Source organism: Acinetobacter sp. CWB-G5 (assembly GCF_019209785.1).
In the GTDB taxonomy this organism is placed as follows: Bacteria; Pseudomonadota; Gammaproteobacteria; order Pseudomonadales; family Moraxellaceae; genus Acinetobacter; species Acinetobacter johnsonii.
In genome coordinates this window covers 1-17,714 of the sequence record NZ_JAHUTF010000010.1, presented here as the reverse complement: position 1 = coordinate 17,714, position 17,714 = coordinate 1, and the positions used below count along the sequence as shown (strand labels likewise).

18 protein-coding genes and 4 tRNA genes are annotated in these 17,714 nt (G+C 43.4%); 20 read left to right on the top strand and 2 right to left on the bottom strand.

Going from position 1 to position 17,714, the window contains the following annotated elements; all coding sequences use genetic code 11:
- Positions 1-50 precede the first annotated feature (50 nt).
- Positions 51-767 (top strand): phosphate signaling complex protein PhoU, encoded by a 717-nt coding sequence (gene phoU, locus KVY11_RS13790; RefSeq protein ID WP_004692799.1) that lies wholly within the window; start codon positions 51-53, stop codon positions 765-767.
- Positions 768-1,169: 402 nt separating this feature from the next.
- On the opposite strand, the gene KVY11_RS13785 is transcribed toward phoU, so the two are convergent.
- Positions 1,170-1,442 (bottom strand): oxidative damage protection protein, encoded by a 273-nt coding sequence (locus tag KVY11_RS13785; protein WP_004978611.1) that lies wholly within the window; start codon positions 1,440-1,442, stop codon positions 1,170-1,172.
- 12 nt (positions 1,443-1,454) lie between these two features.
- Positions 1,455-2,888, bottom strand: a complete 1,434-nt coding sequence (argH, locus tag KVY11_RS13780) for an argininosuccinate lyase (protein WP_058868743.1) — start codon at positions 2,886-2,888, stop codon at positions 1,455-1,457.
- Between argH and KVY11_RS13775 the strand changes: the two genes are divergently transcribed.
- From KVY11_RS13775 to KVY11_RS13685, 19 genes are all read left to right on the top strand, one after another.
- A complete protein-coding gene (locus KVY11_RS13775; protein ID WP_171518781.1) occupies positions 2,879-4,033 on the top strand; it encodes a sensor histidine kinase in 1,155 nt (384 codons plus the stop codon). The genes argH and KVY11_RS13775 overlap by 10 nt on opposite strands.
- Positions 4,034-4,084: 51 nt before the next feature.
- Positions 4,085-4,825, top strand: a complete 741-nt coding sequence (locus KVY11_RS13770) for a LytTR family DNA-binding domain-containing protein (RefSeq protein WP_078390091.1) — start codon at positions 4,085-4,087, stop codon at positions 4,823-4,825.
- A gap of 117 nt (positions 4,826-4,942) precedes the next feature.
- Positions 4,943-5,863 carry a hydroxymethylbilane synthase gene (gene hemC / locus KVY11_RS13765; RefSeq protein ID WP_218289277.1) on the top strand — a complete coding sequence of 307 codons (921 nt, stop codon included), beginning with the start codon at positions 4,943-4,945 and terminating at the stop codon, positions 5,861-5,863.
- A 12-nt stretch (positions 5,864-5,875) separates the two neighbouring features.
- The gene (locus tag KVY11_RS13760; RefSeq protein WP_218289276.1) at positions 5,876-6,655 is read left to right on the top strand and encodes a uroporphyrinogen-III synthase; all 780 of its coding nucleotides are present in this window, start codon (positions 5,876-5,878) and stop codon (positions 6,653-6,655) included.
- Positions 6,652-7,494 carry a hypothetical protein gene (locus KVY11_RS13755; protein WP_218289275.1) on the top strand — a complete coding sequence of 281 codons (843 nt, stop codon included), beginning with the start codon at positions 6,652-6,654 and terminating at the stop codon, positions 7,492-7,494. Before KVY11_RS13760 ends, KVY11_RS13755 begins: the two co-directional genes overlap by 4 nt.
- A 4-nt stretch (positions 7,495-7,498) precedes the next feature.
- On the top strand, positions 7,499-8,692 hold the full coding sequence (locus KVY11_RS13750; RefSeq protein ID WP_218289274.1) for a heme biosynthesis protein HemY: 1,194 nt from the start codon (positions 7,499-7,501) through the stop codon (positions 8,690-8,692).
- Positions 8,693-8,699: 7 nt separating this feature from the next.
- Positions 8,700-9,128, top strand: a complete 429-nt coding sequence (locus tag KVY11_RS13745) for a thioesterase family protein (protein WP_004978627.1) — start codon at positions 8,700-8,702, stop codon at positions 9,126-9,128.
- A 151-nt stretch (positions 9,129-9,279) separates the two neighbouring features.
- Positions 9,280-9,603 carry an H-NS family nucleoid-associated regulatory protein gene (locus tag KVY11_RS13740; RefSeq protein ID WP_004692786.1) on the top strand — a complete coding sequence of 108 codons (324 nt, stop codon included), beginning with the start codon at positions 9,280-9,282 and terminating at the stop codon, positions 9,601-9,603.
- 197 nt (positions 9,604-9,800) lie between these two features.
- Positions 9,801-10,511, top strand: a complete 711-nt coding sequence (gene gspN / locus KVY11_RS13735; protein ID WP_078425920.1) for a type II secretion system protein N — start codon at positions 9,801-9,803, stop codon at positions 10,509-10,511.
- A complete protein-coding gene (locus KVY11_RS13730; protein ID WP_218289273.1) occupies positions 10,511-11,335 on the top strand; it encodes a type II secretion system protein N in 825 nt (274 codons plus the stop codon). Before gspN ends, KVY11_RS13730 begins: the two co-directional genes overlap by 1 nt.
- A 39-nt stretch (positions 11,336-11,374) precedes the next feature.
- On the top strand, positions 11,375-13,735 hold the full coding sequence (gspD, locus tag KVY11_RS13725) for a type II secretion system secretin GspD (protein ID WP_218289272.1): 2,361 nt from the start codon (positions 11,375-11,377) through the stop codon (positions 13,733-13,735).
- 87 nt (positions 13,736-13,822) lie between these two features.
- A complete protein-coding gene (locus KVY11_RS13720; RefSeq protein WP_218289271.1) occupies positions 13,823-14,566 on the top strand; it encodes an FHA domain-containing protein in 744 nt (247 codons plus the stop codon).
- Positions 14,567-14,651: 85 nt separating this feature from the next.
- Entirely contained in the window at positions 14,652-15,320 is a 669-nt protein-coding gene (locus KVY11_RS13715; RefSeq protein WP_218289270.1) for an HAD-IA family hydrolase, read from the top strand.
- Positions 15,321-15,431: 111 nt separating this feature from the next.
- A complete protein-coding gene (trpE, locus tag KVY11_RS13710) occupies positions 15,432-16,925 on the top strand; it encodes an anthranilate synthase component I (protein ID WP_218289269.1) in 1,494 nt (497 codons plus the stop codon).
- Positions 16,926-17,022: 97 nt separating this feature from the next.
- A tRNA-Thr gene (locus tag KVY11_RS13705) sits at positions 17,023-17,098 on the top strand.
- Between the two features lie 54 nt (positions 17,099-17,152).
- Positions 17,153-17,236, top strand: a tRNA-Tyr gene (locus tag KVY11_RS13700).
- Between the two features lie 41 nt (positions 17,237-17,277).
- A tRNA-Gly gene (locus KVY11_RS13695) sits at positions 17,278-17,353 on the top strand.
- A gap of 17 nt (positions 17,354-17,370) precedes the next feature.
- Positions 17,371-17,445: transfer RNA gene (locus KVY11_RS13690), tRNA-Thr, on the top strand.
- A 147-nt stretch (positions 17,446-17,592) separates the two neighbouring features.
- Positions 17,593-17,714, top strand: a 122-nt coding sequence (locus tag KVY11_RS13685; protein ID WP_228151030.1) for a GTP-binding protein, incomplete at its 3' end; no start/stop codon positions are given.

The following is a 17,714-nucleotide window of genomic DNA, read 5'->3' as shown; positions in this document are numbered from 1 at the left end:
AATATCGCTCAATCTTTAGTCCCTCATGATGTTGCTGTGGAGTGCGTCCTTTGCCAAATAGTCCTGTTTTAAACCATCACATTTCTTCGCAGTTCAATGAAGATTTGCAGGATGTGAACACTAAATTTATGACCATGGGTGGTTTGGTAGAGCAACAAGTGGCAAATGCAATTCATGCGCTACTCGACACCGATGCCAACTTAGCGGTCGATGTTCAGTTTAAAGACAATGCGGTGAATCAGCTCGAACGTGAAATTGATGAAGCTTTGACCTTAATTTTGGCGCGTCGTCATCCTGCTGCGATTGATTTGCGTATGGTGATTGCGATGTCGAAAGCCAATACCGACCTAGAACGTATCGGTGATGAAGCGGCGAAAATTGCTCGTATTGCGCAAAGCTTATGTGAAGACGGCGAATCCCCTCGCGGTTATATGGAAACGCGTCATATTGGTAACCAAGTCCGTGTCATGATTCATGATGCCCTAGACGCTTTTGCACGCTTAGATGCAGAACAAGCGCTACGTGTGATGATGGCCGATGCTGATATTGACCGTGAATATCAATCTGCAACGCGTACTTTGATGACTTATATGATTGAAGACCCGCGTCATATTGCCCGTGTGATTAATGTGATGTGGGTATTGCGTTCATTAGAACGGATTGGCGATCATGCGCGTAACATTTCTGAGCAAGTGATTTACATGGTGAAAGGTTTGGATGTGCGTCATACCAGTTTTGAAGAAGTTGAAAAACATATCCAAAAATAAAAAAGCGTATCTTATTTTTCAAGCACAACTTCGGTTGTGCTTTTTAATGGTTGCTTAATTTTTAGATAAAAAAAATCTCAGACTTTGGGGGAAATCTGAGACTAAAATCGGGGATATTTATCGTTATAGATAAGAGGTTTCCCTCTATCCTTGAATGCCATTATAGGAAAGATGTTTTTCTGCGTCATGTAGGTTCTTGTAGTGTAATGTTGAGTTTTGCAAGGGTTGTGTAGCGCTATGTTTACACTTAATTATTTAGATACAAATAGCTGTTCTATAGTCTGATTGAGTCATCAAGATGTCACCTATCTTGGGTTTGGTTAGACCTGTGCTTAGATAGAACATTGTATGAATAAAAAGAAAAGCCCCGATGTCGGAGCTTTTCAAATGTGCAACGCTTTATCACGCCTCAGGCTTTAAGCCTTCTGCTTTTTCTAAGCTTTCATCATTATTAAAGAACTTCTCACGTTGTTCTTCAAGAAACTTTTTCGCATCAGGTTCAAACACATTTAGGCGTTTTTCATTGATTAAAGTGGTTTGGTGCTTTAACCATTCTCCCCAAGCTTGCTTGGAGATGCTTTCAAAAAGTTCTTGGCCTTTTGCACCAGGAAACGGTGCAAAGTCTAAACCTTCCATTTCTGTTTGATATTTACGGCAAAAAACTTGTCGAGTCATATCTAGACGTCCTTATTGAGCATAAAGTTTTTCTAAACGCGCATGGGCACGTTCAATTGCAGCTTCTACTTGCGCAGGTGCAGTTCCACCAATGTGGTTACGTGCATTGACTGACGCTTCAAGGGTTAGTGCTTTTTCAAATACATCCGCTTGAATTAAGTCAGAGAACTGTTGAAGTTGTTCAAGAGTCAATTCAGAAAGATCTTTTGACTCTTGAACACCTAAAGCAACGGCTTTACCCACAATTTCATGTGCATCACGGAAAGCTACGCCATTTTTTACAAGGTAATCAGCCAAGTCCGTTGCGGTTGAGAAACCACGCAGCGCTGCTTCACGCATGATTTCAATGTTTGGCACCAAAGCAGGAATCATGTCTGCAAAAGCCATGAGCGATCCACGCACGGTATCAATCGCATCAAACAACGGTTCTTTGTCTTCTTGGTTGTCTTTGTTATACGCCAACGGTTGACCTTTCATCAGTGTTAACAAGCTCATCAGGTCGCCATAGACACGGCCTGTTTTACCGCGCACTAACTCTGGAACATCTGGATTTTTCTTTTGTGGCATGATTGAAGAGCCAGTACAGAAACGGTCTGGAATGTTTACAAACTTAAACTGTGCAGATGTCCAAAGAATCAGTTCTTCTGACATGCGTGATAAGTGCATCATGATCAGAGACGCCGCAGCATTGAATTCAATACCAAAGTCACGGTCAGATACTGCATCGAGTGAGTTTTCAGAAACGGCTTCAAAACCCAGTAACTCTGCTGTAAATGCGCGGTCGATTGGGTAAGTGGTACCTGCAAGTGCTGCTGAACCTAAAGGCATACGGTTAGTACGTTTACGGCAGTCAATGAGACGCTCAGAGTCACGGACTAACATTTCAAACCATGCCAACAGGTGGTGACCAAAAGTCACGGGCTGTGCCGTTTGTAAGTGGGTGAAGCCCGGCATAATGGTATGCGTGTTTTGAGCAGCAATACTCAAAATACCTTTTTGTAATTTTTTCAGTAATTCTAAAATGGCATCGATTTCATCGCGGACATAGAGGCGAATGTCGGTTGCCACTTGGTCATTACGGCTACGACCGGTGTGGAGCTTTTTACCTGTGATGCCAATCCGTTGAGTCAAACGCGACTCAATGTTCATGTGCACATCTTCTAGGTCAATACGCCATTCGAACTGACCCGCTTCGATTTCAGCTTGAATGGTGTTTAAGCCATTGATGATGTCATCGCGTTCTTGTTCAGTCAGAACGCCAACTTTTGCAAGCATGGTCGCATGAGCAATAGAACCTGCAATATCTTGTTTATAAAAGCGTTGGTCAAATTGTACAGATGCTGTAAATTCAGCAACAAAGGCATCAGTAGCTTCAGAGAAACGACCGCCCCACATACCCGAAGTTTGGGCTTGTGACGGATTTGAGGAATTAGAAGATGTGGTCATGTCGGCTCAATAAGATAAAAAGCGGTAGAACTCGCATGAGTATAACAAATTCAAGACAACTTGCCGAAGTTCAAGATGCGCAAAGTTTAACTTCCAGTATGGCTAAGCCAAATATCTCTTATTTATTTAGCAAAATCGTGCAATGGCCGCATTTGTTGGAATTATTTGTTGGGGGAAATTTGTTGGCCATGCTGTTGGCTTTGGCCGAGGCACAGTCTTGGTCAAACTTGGTGTTTGAGCATGTGCTGGGCTATATGCTTTACATTAATTGGGTTTTACTGTCTTTTGCTGCGCTGATGCAATATGGACAAAAAAAGTTGCAGAATTTGGGTCTGGGTATGACTTTATTGTCAGGCTTTTTTCTATTGCAGATCATTGTGTTGGTGACCACGCTCAGCCTTAATATACTGATCTTCTTTGGAGCTAATTTTAGTTTCAAAGGTTTGACTTCAGCCATCTTATGGAATGATGTGGCTTTGCATTTGGGTTATGGCTTGTTGTTAGGCAGCTTTTGTTTTCGTTATTTGTACCTAAGAGAGCAATGGTTTAGGCAGCAAAACAGTGAGCTGAATGCACGGGTACAGGCGATGCAAGCCCGTATCCACCCGCATTTTTTGTTTAATAGTTTAAATAATGTGATTAGCTTGATCGCGATTGATCCAGATAAAGCCGAACAGATGTTGCTCAATCTATCGCGTCTGTTTAGAGCCAGTTTCCAAGAACTCAAACTGGTCAAGCTCAGTGATGAAATTGAGTTGTGTCAGCGTTATTTGGCGATTGAGCAAATTCGTTTGGGAGATCGTTTACAGGTTGAATGGAAAATCGAACATGCCGAATTGTGTAAGCAGGTACAAATTCCACTCTTAACTTTACAACCTTTACTTGAAAATAGTATTTTTCATGGTGTTGAAAAATTTTTAACTAAGAGTACGATAAGTGTACTGATTGAAATATTGCAAAATCAAGTTAATATCGTCATAACCAACCCATTTACAAAGGAAACAATTCATAAACGACAAGGACATGGTATTGCCATTGAAAATGTGAAGCAGCGCCTAGAGGCATATTTTGGGCGAACTGTGAGCTTTCAAACATATGCAGGGGAGGGAATGTATACCACTGTTGTGCAGTATCAATATAAATAAGCCGCAGTGAACCTATAAAAATAAACAAGGTGACTGTTGGGGAGGAGATAAATGGACATCCTAATTTGTGATGATGAGCCTTTAGCAATCGAACGTTTGTCTAGATTGGTGAGTCAGCTCGGACATCAAGTGGTGGCAACAGCCTCACATGGTCAACAAGCAATTGAATTAACTCAACAATATGAACCAGATGTGGTACTTTTAGATATTCAAATGCCAGAAATGGATGGTTTGACTTGTGCGCATTATTTGCGTCAGCTTGAGCCGATGCCTGCTTTGGTGTTTTGTACGGCTTATGATGAACATGCGCTCGATGCATTTAAGTCACATGCTGAAGGTTATTTATTAAAACCAGTGATGCAACAGGAATTGCAACAGGTGCTTGGTCACCTCACTAAATTAACCCAAGCTCAAATGAGCGAGATAAAACAAAAAGAAAATATGGATGAATTTAACGTAAAGCGACATCAAATCGCAGCGAAAACCTATCGTGGTGTGGAATTGGTGCCCATTGAAAATATTTATTATTTTTTGGCGGATCAAAAATATGTCACGGTACGCCATAAAAATGGCAGTGTCTTAATTGATGAAACCTTAAAAGACTTAGAGCATGAGTTTGGGGATGCCTTTATTCGTATCCACCGTAATGCTTTGGTTTCTGTTCATTTTTTAGAAGGACTTGAAGTGGTCAACTCTGGGCAGTATCAAGTGCGTTGCCGTGAGTTAGATGAGCGTCTAGCGGTGAGTCGACGACATTTGCCGGGCTTGCGTGAGCGCTTACATAAGCTTTAGCACACCAATTTAATGACTCTGCTGCTGATGAGACGGGGCACTTCGGACTGAATACATTTCCAATGGGGGAAATTCAGTTTAAGATAGTTTCATTCTTATTGGCACATACTAAAATTTATGAAAACCCTAAAGATCGCTACTCGACAAAGCCCGCTTGCTCTTTGGCAAGCTGAACATATTCGTGCTCGTTTAGAAGCATTGCATGCGGGGCTCACAGTAGAGTTGGTGACCTTTGTTACTCAAGGGGACAAAATTTTAGATACGCCATTGGCAAAAATTGGTGGCAAAGGTTTATTTGTCAAAGAGCTTGAAGCCGCTTTGTTGGATGGCCGTGCTGATTTGGCAGTGCATTCGATGAAAGATGTTCCAATGGCTTTGCCTGAAGGCTTGTCGCTGGCCGTCATTTGTGAACGGGAAGATCCTTTAGATGCTTTTGTGTCGAATAGTTACGCGAGTTTTGATGCATTGCCACAAGGAGCAAAGGTCGGCACTTCGAGTTTGCGCCGTAAATGCCAAATTTTAAAACAACGACCCGACCTAGAGATTATCGATTTACGTGGCAACGTGGGAACGCGTTTATCTAAATTGGATGCGGGTCAGTACGATGCCATTATTTTGGCCAGTGCGGGATTAAAACGCTTGGGGTTGGCAGAACGTATCCGTCATACCATTCGACCTGAGTTGAGTTTACCTGCCGTGGGTCAGGGCGCTTTAGGGTTAGAGTGCCGTGCAAATGATCAAGCGGTATTGGATTTGATCCATCCTTTACTGCATGTAGAAACCGATACCTGTGTTCGCGCTGAACGTGCTTTCAATGCTTATCTTGAAGGTGGATGTCAGGTACCCATTGCAGGCTATGCCACTTTAGCAGACAACCGCATTCAGCTCGAAGGGCGTGTGGGGAGTGTCGATGGGCAAACGCTACTCAAAGCACAAGTGGCGGGTGATGCCGCTGAAGCCGAACATTTGGGGGTTGTCCTTGCACAAGAGTTATTGGCTCAAGGTGCAGGTGATTTACTCAAAGCCTTTTATCACTAATATGTCTTAACGATGCTGTTTATTAATACGCGCCCTGTTGATCGCGCGGCAAGCCTCACGATGGCACTAGAGCAACAGGCTGTTGAGGTCTATCCATTGCCGTTACTGGAGTTGTTGCCTAGAGCATGGGATCATGATCTGGCACGCTTGTATCGACAGTTAGCGCACACCCAAGTGATTGTGGTGGTCAGCCCCAGTGCTGTGCAGTTTGGTATGGCACATTTGCTGCAAAACGGTTTAACGGTGTCCGATTTACAGCATATTCAATGGATTGCGGTTGGACAAAAAACAGCGCAGGCTTTGGCTGAATATGGTGTGGACAGTGTGGTGCCTGAGGTGGAAACCTCTGAAGGGATGTTACAACTGCCTGTTTTGCAGAACTTAGCCAGTGATGCGAGTATTGCATTTTGGCGAGGAGAAGGTGGGCGTCAGTTTATGATGGACACCTTAATGCAACACGGGCGTCTTATACTGAACTTTGTTTTGTATGAGCGTCGCTGTCCAAGTGAAACGATGCAGCAACAGGCTGAATTAATTCAATGTTTATCAGAACATAATCACTACGTCGCACTGATCAGCAGTGAGGCCAGTTGGCTGAATTGGTTAGCTCTGCTGGACTCAAATATTCAGCTCCTGCAACAAGGACACTTTTTGGTGTTGGGTGAGCGTTTGGCACAGATTTTGAAGCAGTATCAACAGCAAATGCATGTGCTGTTTAAAATGAGTGTACTGAAAGATTTAAAGACAGCCACGATTGTACAGTTGTTACAAAGTGAGCAAGGGAACGCATGAAGAAGATTCTTATAATTGTATTGATGGCTGCATTGGCGTGGATTGCGAAGCTAAGTTATGACGTATGGGGGCTGAGTACACAGCAAGTTACTTTGCTCAATGAAATGCACCAAATCGAACAGCGCAGCGCCAATTTGAACGATCAAGTCGTGGCTATGCAGCGTCAAAAAGAAACTTTGAAACAAGACCCAGCAGCAGCGAATGTGACGAGTAGCCAACCCGCCGAATTGGTGGTTGAGGGCATTGATCCAATTTTGTTTATCAAGCAACAGCTGGACTTGGTTGAGTTTGCCTTAAAGCAACAGCAGTATGTGGTGGCCACCGATAAGCTGGCCTTTTTAGATATGCAGCTAGAAAAATATAACTTGGCTGTGGCGTTGAAACAAAGTTTGCATCAGGTGATAGCGCGAGATATGCAAACCATTCAGAAGTTTGTGGCTGAGCGCAATGAGCAGCAAGCGCTGATTAACCGTCAGCTGCAACAGATTGATCTGGCTTTGAGTCGGGAAATACAACAACCTCAGTTAAGTGCCACACGTGATGCGTCTGAACCTTTTTGGAAGCAATGGTTGAGGCTCGAACCTGCACAAGCACCTGCAACAGCGTTAATGCAACGACAAATTGTGCTTAAAGAAGCCCAGTTACGCTTATTGTTGGCACGCCAAGCCTTAGCTTCAGGGCAATATACCGAATATCAAAAAGACTTAACCGAAGTGATGCTGTTGATCCAACAACTTCCAGACCCTAAAGCCAAAGAGCTGTTGAAACAACTGAATAAGCTGAAAACATTGGTGGTTGTCCCAACGCCTATTTTAAGTACGCGTGCGTTGTTGGGGTAATGGAATGAAACAAATACTGATTGCTTATGGTTTGGTGAGTTTAATTGCAATTGCTGCGTTGAGTGTCTTGAGTTATGGGCATGGTGCAGGTTATGTCTACGTGTTTTGGCATGACTGGCAGTTACAAACCAATCTCTGGATCGTATTTATTGCGCTAGCGTTGCTCAGTTTTAGCTTGCATTTGGTTTGGTTGGGGCTAAAGCGTTATCTCAGTCGAGAAAAACGCAAAGCGGAAACTGTTTTTGATTTTAAAAGTTTGCATCCTTATGAACAACTGGCTGTGATTTGGTTATTGGATGCAGGCCGAGATCAACAAGCCTTTATTCAAAATGCCTTCGCGCAGTCGGGCTTGCTCAAAAGTATTATTGATGCACGTTTGTATTTGATGCAGGAGCAGTTCCCTGAAGCCTTAAGCGCCTTGAGCCAAAGCAATGCTATGGCCTTTGAGTTGGCTGAACTGCAGCGCATTGAGCTGTTTTTGGCACAAGAAGATGCAGAACAGGCTTTAACTCATCTTGAGTTTCTCAATCAACATGAACTGTCACCTTGGCTTAAAGATGTGCAAACCGCTTATGAAGCGTGTTTAAAAGAGCTATGGGGGCGTTTTGCGATTCAGTTTCCGTGGCTGTATTTACGCTCAACCCAATATGGTCATTTAGATCAAGATGTGAAAAAAGCATGGCTGAAGCGTTTGTTGATAAAATTTGATCAAGCCAATTATGAAAATTTAGAGGATTTAAAACAACGTTATTTGGACTTATCTGATCAGATTTTCAGCCGCAGTTATGATGTTCAACTGCTGTGGCTTAAGTTATTAGCACGTATGCCAGACATGAGTGAACAGCATGAACACTTGTCGATTTATTTACTCAATCAGCAGTTTAATTCGGAAGTATTTTATTTGTGGTTCCAGCAGCAACTTTTGAAACAGCAACCCGATTATGTGGACTTGCAGCAACACATTGAAGTATGGGAAGCGAAGTATACGAGTGTGCCGGTTTTAAGTTTTGCCAAGTGGCATATTTATACTGCTTTAGGCATGCAAGAGCAGGCAGATGCGTTATTAAGTTTATATCCAGATAATGTATTAATGAACTATTTAAGAATCAAATCGACCTTAAATGGTGATGAAGATTTAATTAAACAGTTAAATTTAATTTTTGAAAATAATGCAAATTTTGTAGAAATGAAAATATAGGTGCATAATGCAGAGCGTTTTAGATTACCCATTGGTTTATACTCAACACGTGGCTTGGGGGGATATGGATGCCTTTGGTCATGTTAATAATGTAATGTATTATCGTTATGTTGAAAGTGCGCGTTTGGCTTATATTGAACATACGGGTATTTTATCTGCTGATGTGCTGACTGTTGTTGCATCAAATCAGTGCAAGTATTTAAAACCAGTATTTTATCCAGATCAATTAAAAATTAGTGCGCGTATTGAAGAACTCAGAAATAGTGCATTTCGTATGCACTATTTATTATGGAGTGAACAGCAACAAGCATTCGTTGCGGAAGCAGAAGCGGTCATTGTTTGTGTCGATAAAACCAATATGCAGAAAACATTAATTCCTGAACTGGTGCGTCAAAAACTCAAAGAATTTGAGTTAACCGTCGGTCACCAAATATAAATATCTTTTTATTTATTTTAAAAGTCGCTAGACTATATAAATACTGTCTAAGTATTGTTGTTTAAGTCATGGATGAGTTGAGTCTTTGGTCTAATCAAAATATTATTAAATAGACTCAGTAAATAAAATGTTGGTTAATGGAGTTAATGTAATGCCAGATATTAGTAATTTATCCGTAGAAGAGTTAAAGCGTCTACAAATCGAAGCGGAAGCTTTAATTGCATCTAAAAAAGATCAAGCAATTGAAGATGCTTATACCCAAATTAACGCGATTGCGGAAAATGTAGGTTTAAGCATTGAGCAAATTTTAGAGTTTGGCGCGACTAAGCGTAAAAAAGGCACACGTAAGTCGGTTGAACCGCGTTACCGTAACAAAGGCAATGCTGCTGAGACATGGACTGGCCGTGGTAAGCAACCACGTTGGTTAGTGGCTCAGTTAGAAAAAGGTGCGAAGCTTGAAGATTTTCTAATCTAAGTCATCACCTTGTCACAGATGTGACATAAGCTCAAAAAACCAAGCATCATCTGCTTGGTTTTTTTTATAGTTAAAGTTTGGTGTTGTTGTAAAATTATGCATAATGTCTATCAAAGAAAGACAAGAAATGAAGCAAGGAAGAATAATTGAAAGTTCGTGGTGGGAGAATCACAAAACCTAAATACATCACGTGGTGGATGTTTGCAGTCGTTGCCTTTTTAATTTTTGTTTTGCTGCAAATTCCTGCGGCATGGCTCATTGCAAAATTTTATAAAAACAACCAAGTTTTACATAACGTCAGCGGTAATATTTGGCATGGACAGGCCGATTGGCAAACTGGAAAATTGCGTGGAACTGTTCTTTGGACCACCCGACCTTTAGATTTACTGCTGCTTCGTGCAGGTGCGAATCTCGAAATTTATAGTGCCAATACCAAGCTTGAAGGCGTTTTGGCCTATGGGTTTGGGAAAAAAATAATGGTGCGTGATTTAAACGGACAAATTGCACCCGAAACGTTAAAGTCGTTGGCCAATTGGCAATGGCCGAGTAATGCGATTCAGTTACAAGAAATTGATTTTAATTATAAAAAAGAGCAGGGATTTGACCAAGTGGATGGGGGGATACAATGGGCAGGCGGCGAACTCATGTATATCTTTGCGCAGCGCCCACAACAAATGCAGATTCCATCGTTAGCGGGTCGTTTGTCGCAGGAGCAAAATAAGCTGATGGTCGATTTACGCGATCAACGACAACAAAAACTGATGAACCTGACCATCGACCCAAGTCTGATGTTAGATGTGCAATTAACCCAGCGACTCATGTTGAATGTCCCGTCATATCAAGGCAAAGCAGGCCTAGATAGTTATGTGGTGAGTTCACGTCAGCCTTTACTTAGTGGGGGCTTTTAATGGGTTTTGATCTGCAAAAATTACCAGAACTGAATCTCAAACAGTTTGAACGCGTAGCACCACTGTGCTTAATGCTTTTGATCTTGGCACTATGCTGGAAGTTGGCTGGCTTATTTTGGGTTTGGGTGGCGCCACCACAAGTCATGCAAATGCCACGCGTTGAATTGGGTTCGCAGCAACCTCAAGTTCCGAATATTACCAATTTTGCGTTATTTGCAGAGCAAAGTAAGAATCCCGCAGATGATCAGCTCAATTTACAGCTACAAGGGGTGGTGGTTGGACAACCCAGTCAGTTCTCATCTGCCGTGATTAAGGCAAATAATGTGGCAGAGCGTTATCGAGTGGGGGAAAACATCGAAGGCAGCGCTTATTATTTGTCAGAGGTGTATTGGGATCGCGCGATTCTCAAAAATAACAGTGGGCAAACCCGAGAATTATTCTTTCAAGGGATTGATAATTTAGATCAGCAAATTGTGCCCCCAGCAACAGCACCCGTTGTAGCGCCTGCTGTGAGTCAAGAGCAGCAAGCATTAGGCCAAGCAGTACAGAACTTACAACAAGATCGTGAGCAATATTTAAAAGATTTGGGTGTAAATACAAATAATACAGGGCAAGGTTATCAAGTCACGGAGCAAACACCAGCTGCACTGCGAAGCCGTTTAGGCTTGCAGGCAGGGGATCAGATTATGTCTTTAAATGGTCAAACGATCGGACAGGGACAAAACGACGCGCAGTTGTTAGAACGTGCGCGCCGTGAAGGACAAGTAAAAATAGAAGTGAAACGTGGTGATCGTATCATTACGGTACAACAGAATTTTCAGTGATCGAACATCACCAATATTAGTTAGGAATGACTTGGATTTATGGCTTTATTGAATCACCGCCCTGTTTGGGCACTGACAATCGCAGCGCCTTTGCTTGCTATGGTGAGTACAGCCAGCTATGCACAAACATGGAAAATTAATCTGCGTGATGCGGACTTAACTGCATTTATTAATGAAGTTGCGGATATCACTGGGAAAAACTTTGCAGTTGATCCACGGGTACGCGGCAATGTCACGGTGATTTCAAACAAAGCGTTGAATAAGCAAGAAGTCTACGACTTGTTCTTAGGGGTCTTGAATGTCAATGGTGTGGTCGCGATTCCTTCTGGACGGACCATTAAAATTGTGCCTGACAGTAATGTCAAAAGCTCAGGCATTCCCTATGATGTTCGTCATCGTGCCACAGGCGATCAGGTTGTGACGCGGGTGATTTGGCTGGAAAACACCAATGCCAATGACTTGATTCCTGCACTGCGTCCATTGATGCCGCAGTTTGCGCATTTATCTGCGGTGAATGGCACCAATGCACTGATTGTGTCAGATCGTGCCAGCAACATTTATCAGCTTGAGACCATTATCCGTAACTTGGATGGGACGGGACAAAATGACATCGAAGCGGTGTCGTTGCAGTCGAGTCAGGCTGAGGAAATGATTGGGTTGTTGGAAAGTATGAGCGGAACGGGCTCAATCAAAGATTTAAAGGGTTCCAGAATACGAATCATTGCAGATAATCGGACCAATCGGATTATTCTAAAAGGAGATACCGCGACGCGTAAACGTATTCGCCAAATGATCGAGATGCTGGATGTACCTGCTGCGGAGCGTCTAGGCGGATTGAAAGTGTTCCGCTTAAAATATGCCAGCGCCAAAAGTTTATCCGAAATTTTACAAGGTTTGGTCTCAGGGCAGGCTGTTAATTCTAGCCAGTCTAACGACAGCAATAACAATAGTAATTCGAGCTATAACCAAAGTAATAGCTCGAGTGAAGGTTCATCTTCACAGATTTCTACCCCAAGTATTAACTTAAATAGCCAGTCCAATCGCAATCAGAACAACATCACCAGCTTTAACAGTAATGGGGTCAGTATTATTGCCGATAGTTCGCAAAATGCGTTGGTGGTCAAGGCTGACCCTCAGTTGATGCGTGAAATTGAGTCCGCTATTCAACAGTTGGATACCCGCCGTCAGCAAGTCCTGATTGAGGCGACTATTCTCGAGGTGGAAGGCAATGATGCCGACCAGTTGGGCGTGCAATGGGCGATGGGTGATTTAAGCAGTGGTGTTGGGATTATCAATTTTGACAATATTGGTTCGAGTCTCAAGAGTATTGCTGCAAACTATTTAACGGGGGGTGGTGCGGGGGCTGCAAGTGCAATTGGCGCGGGTGGTTCGTTAATCCTTGGGGATTATAAAGAAGGCAGTGATGGCTCGCGTCAGTTATATGGCGCGATGATCCAAGCATTAAAAAGTAATACCAAGTCGAATTTGCTGTCTACACCATCGATTGTCACCATGGACAATGAAGAGGCCTATATTGTCGTGGGTGAAAATGTACCCTTTGTAACAGGCTCAGTTTCTACCACCTCTTCAGGTACAGCCAACCCTTACACCACCATCGAGCGTAAAGATGTAGGTGTAACGCTTAAAGTGGTGCCGCATATTGGTGAAGGTGGAACCATCCGCTTAGAGATTGAACAAGAAGTCTCGGATGTCAAAGCCAATAAAGGTCAGGCGCAGGATTTGGTCACCAGTAAGCGTGCGATTAAAACCTCAGTCTTGGCGGAACATGGCAATACCATCGTTTTAGGTGGCTTGATTTCAGATAACACATCTTATTCACGCCAATCGATCCCAGGCCTTGGTGCAATACCGGGATTGGGGCGTTTGTTCCGCTCAGATGGCAAGTCAGATCAGAAACGCAATTTGCTGGTTTTCATTCATCCGACGATTGTGGGAGATGGAGAGTCTGCACGTCGCCTTTCTCAGCAGCGCTACAGTCAGCTTTATAGTTTGCAGTTGGCCATGGATAAAGATGGTAGCTTTGCCAAGTTGCCTGAAAATGTCGATGATGTTTTCCAACAGCGTTTGCCTGTGACATCAACCAAACCGGCCTTGCCACAATCGTATCAACAAGTGCCAAGCAGTCCAACCACAACGCAACCGATGGTTGAAACAACACCTGTGGCTATTGAGCCTGCGATTCGTAAACAGCCGATTGCGAGTGTTCCTAAAAATACCACCTCGCGTCAGCTATACCCAAGGGTTCATCCCCAGATTGGCTTGAACTTGATGATGGAAAATGTTCAAGGTGCTCGCGTGGCACACATGGCTCAGGCGGTATCGACAAGCTATTCCATCCCTGAGCGATATACTGAGAATGTCTCGATAGGTTCAGCCTAGCTGTCCTGCCATTCGTCTGTGAGGGAAGGTGAAATGGTAAAGAATATTCTCTGTGTTATCATAAATCAGCACATAGAGAGATAAGTCATGACTTGGAAAATACAAGCAATTACTGGCGAATTAACGGGTCAGGAAATTAGCATTGACCGTGATATGTTGGTCGGTCGTCATCAAGCAGCGGATATTGTATTACAACAATCTGAAATTTCGCGTAAACATGCGGCCTTTTTACTGAAAGAACAGGCTTTATGGCTACAAGACTTGGGTTCTTCAAATGGCACGTATGTGAATGATGTGCAAATTGCGGCAGAAACGTTGTTGAAGCAGGGTGATATCGTCCAGTTTGCAAGCTTAAAGTTTTCGGTCTTTGAGCCTGCTAAAGCGTTAGAAGATGTGGTGGAATCGGTAGAGGCTGCAACTTTGGGCGCAGCTGTGGTTGAAACACCGATTAGCCAGCCATCTGAAGCAGTAGCTGCTTCAGAAACGGCTCAAGCGGAAGTGAGTGCTGATGCGCCTGTTGTTGAGCCAGAACTGCCGAAAACGGCAGCACAGCATATGAACGATCAGGGCATGCCTGAGCTAAAAGAACGCGATGGTAATGTGAGTTTAACGCGTGACGGTATGCCGCAAAATGTCGGTATTCCGAAACCCGCTCCTATTCCTGCAGGGGTGGATTTGACTGCGCCTAGCGTGCCTCAGGTTGAGAACAACGAGGCTCCAAAAGTACAGGTTGAACAAGAGGCTGAAACTCAGAAAAATGCCTCGCTGGGGTTAATCTCGATTATTGTCTTGATTATTTTAGCGATTATTGCTTGGCTGATGTTCAAATAAAACGCAGATCACACTACAATCAAGGCATGCACAAGCATGCCTTGATTGTTTTTGGGCAGTACATGATAAAAATGGGTGAGGGTGAATGAATATTGCAAATGTGGCGCAGCGAGAGGTTTTACTTTTCGATCTAGATGGAACCTTGGTGGATTCAGCAACAGATTTACATCGTGCCATGAATATGAGCCTGAATGCTTTGCAGCTGCCTACCGTTACTGAAGCGCAGGTGCGGGTCTGGGTTGGGAAGGGAACAGCGCTGTTTTGTCAAAGTACCTTGCAACATTTAACAGGTAAAGTTGATCCTGCCCAGCAACAACAATTGTTGGATACGTTTTTAAAAATTTATAATGCCGACCCATGTGTGGAAACTCAGCCTTTCGATGGCATTCTTGAGTTTTTAGAATGGGGCTTGGCACAAAAGAAAACCATGATTTGTGTGACCAATAAACCTGAATTGCCTGCACGTGCTATTGTCGATCACTTAGGCATGACCCATTATTTTGCTGATGTCATCGGCGGCGATCGTTTCGAAGAACGGAAGCCACATCCGCGCCAATTGTTACACTGTGTTGAGCAATATGCGCAAAGCAAAGATCAGGTCTTAATGATTGGGGACTCATCCAATGATGTTGAGGCTGCACGCCGTGCGGGTATTGATTGTGTTGTGGTCAGCTACGGCTATAATCATGGTGAAAATATTTTAGACTGTCAGCCACAGCATGTGGTGGATAATCTGTGTGAACTGATCGGGTAACTTTGCAAACGAAGGAATGAACATGAGTAAACATATGACTTTTCGATGGCGAAACTCCAAGCACTAATTTTAAAAACTGATCACGCCATATTGAAAAAATAGAGAACACTCATGACAACGCAAACTCAATTCGATCAACTCAAAACAGCAGGTTATAACCTGATTCCTGTCTATCGTCAGCGCTTAGCCGATACTGAGACACCATTGTCCGTCTTTGCGCGCCTAAAAGAGCATAAGCAAGCCTATTTGTTTGAATCTGTGGAAGGTGGGGAGAACTGGGCACGCTATTCTATTATTGGTTTAGGTGAATCTACCGTGTTCTCATGCAACGCGGGTGATCTAACCATTCAACAAGCCGACGGCACTATAGAAAAGCAACCCTGTACAGATCCGTTCCAATTCATCCGGGATTTTCAGTCGCGGTATAAAGTACCTACTCAAGCTGATTTACCTGCTCTGCCAAGCTTTACAGGGGGCTTGGTGGGCTACTTTGGTTATGATGCGGTACGTTATATTGAACCGCGTTTAAACAACGCGCCAGAAGCAGATCCAGTGGGTTTGCCTGATATTTGGATGATGCTGTCTAAAACAGTGATTGTGTTTGATAACTTAAAAGATACTTTATTCCTGATCGTGCATGCCGATGTGGTTGACGCGGATGCATATAACCAAGCCCAGCAGCAATTGGATGCATTGGAAGATTTACTCGCAAGGCCAATTAGTCTAAAAGCTACGCCGCATACTGCACCGCATTTTGAGTCACTCACGGGCAAAGTAAAATTCTTAGAATCGATTGAAAAGGTGAAAGAGTATATTCGTGCTGGAGATGTGATGCAGGTGGTGCCAGGGCATCGTATGGTCTCTGACTTTGATGGTGAACCTTTACAAGTCTATCGCGCGCTACGTCATTTGAATCCATCGCCTTACTTGTTCTTGGTGCAAGGACAAACTTTGGAAAATAATCAACCTTTTCATATTGTCGGTTCGTCCCCTGAAATTTTGTCACGTCTTGAAAATGGGATTGCAACCGTACGTCCGCTGGCAGGAACGCGTCCACGTGGTAAAACCAAAGAAGAAGATTTAGCGCTTGAACAAGACTTGCTGTCGGATGAAAAAGAGATTGCTGAACATTTAATGCTGATTGACTTGGGTCGAAATGATGTCGGTCGTGTCTCGAAAATTGGCAAAGTGCAAGTGACTGATCAAATGGTGATCGAACGTTATTCGCATGTCATGCATATTGTTTCCAATGTGCAAGGCGAAGTTCGTGATGATGTGGATGCCTTGGATGTTTTTAAAGCAACTTTCCCTGCAGGCACACTTTCAGGTGCGCCAAAAATCCGTGCGATGGAAATTATTGACCAAGTTGAGCCCGTAAAACGTGGAATTTTTGGTGGTGCTGTTGGTTATTTAGGCTGGCATGGCGAAATGGACATGTCGATTGCAATTCGTACCTGCGTTATTCGTGAAAATAAGGTGTATGTTCAGGCAGGAGCGGGGCTTGTTTATGACTCAAATCCTGAATCTGAGTGGAATGAAACCCAAATAAAAGCTCGCGCAGTGATCAAAGCGGTTGAATTATCGTCAAACGGATTGATTTTGTGAGTTTTTGACGTTTTTTTTGAAAAAACACTTGCAAGGATTTTGAGTTTTGCTAAACTGCACACCGTTCCGATACGAAACGTACGAAACACTAAGAAACGCCGGCATAGCTCAGTTGGTAGAGCAACTGACTTGTAATCAGTAGGTCCACAGTTCGAATCCGTGTGCCGGCACCATCTTAGAAAGTTGAGTGGGTTGAGTAAAGAGCGACACTGAAGTAAGTGTAAAATGGTGAGGTTCCCGAGCGGTCAAAGGGGGCGGACTGTAACTCCGCTACGAAAGTTTCGAAGGTTCGAATCCTTCCCTCACCACCAATTTTAAGACTTCAAGAAAGTGGTCTTTGTACCAACATCGTGCGGGAGTAGCTCAGTTGGTAGAGCGGTAGCCTTCCAAGCTACATGTCGCGAGTTCGACCCTCGTCTCCCGCTCCATTTGAAGTTTTATATTTGCTCTTATAGCTCAGTGGTAGAGCACTCCCTTGGTAAGGGAGAGGTCTCGAGTTCAAATCTCGATAAGAGCTCCAGATTACAGTTTAGTAGAATTTCTACAAATTTTTTAAAGAAGCAGGCTTATTAGTCTGCTTTTCAAGTATTTGGTGTTTGATTTTTTAGGCGATGTGTCGATACTGAGTTGTTTATACCTGTGTTCGACGTAAACGAGGAAGATGAACATGGCTAAGGCTAAGTTTGAACGTAATAAGCCACACGTTAACGTGGGCACAATCGGTCACGTTGACCATGGTAAAACAACTTTAACAGCTGCAATTGCAACTGTATGTGCGAAGAAATTCGG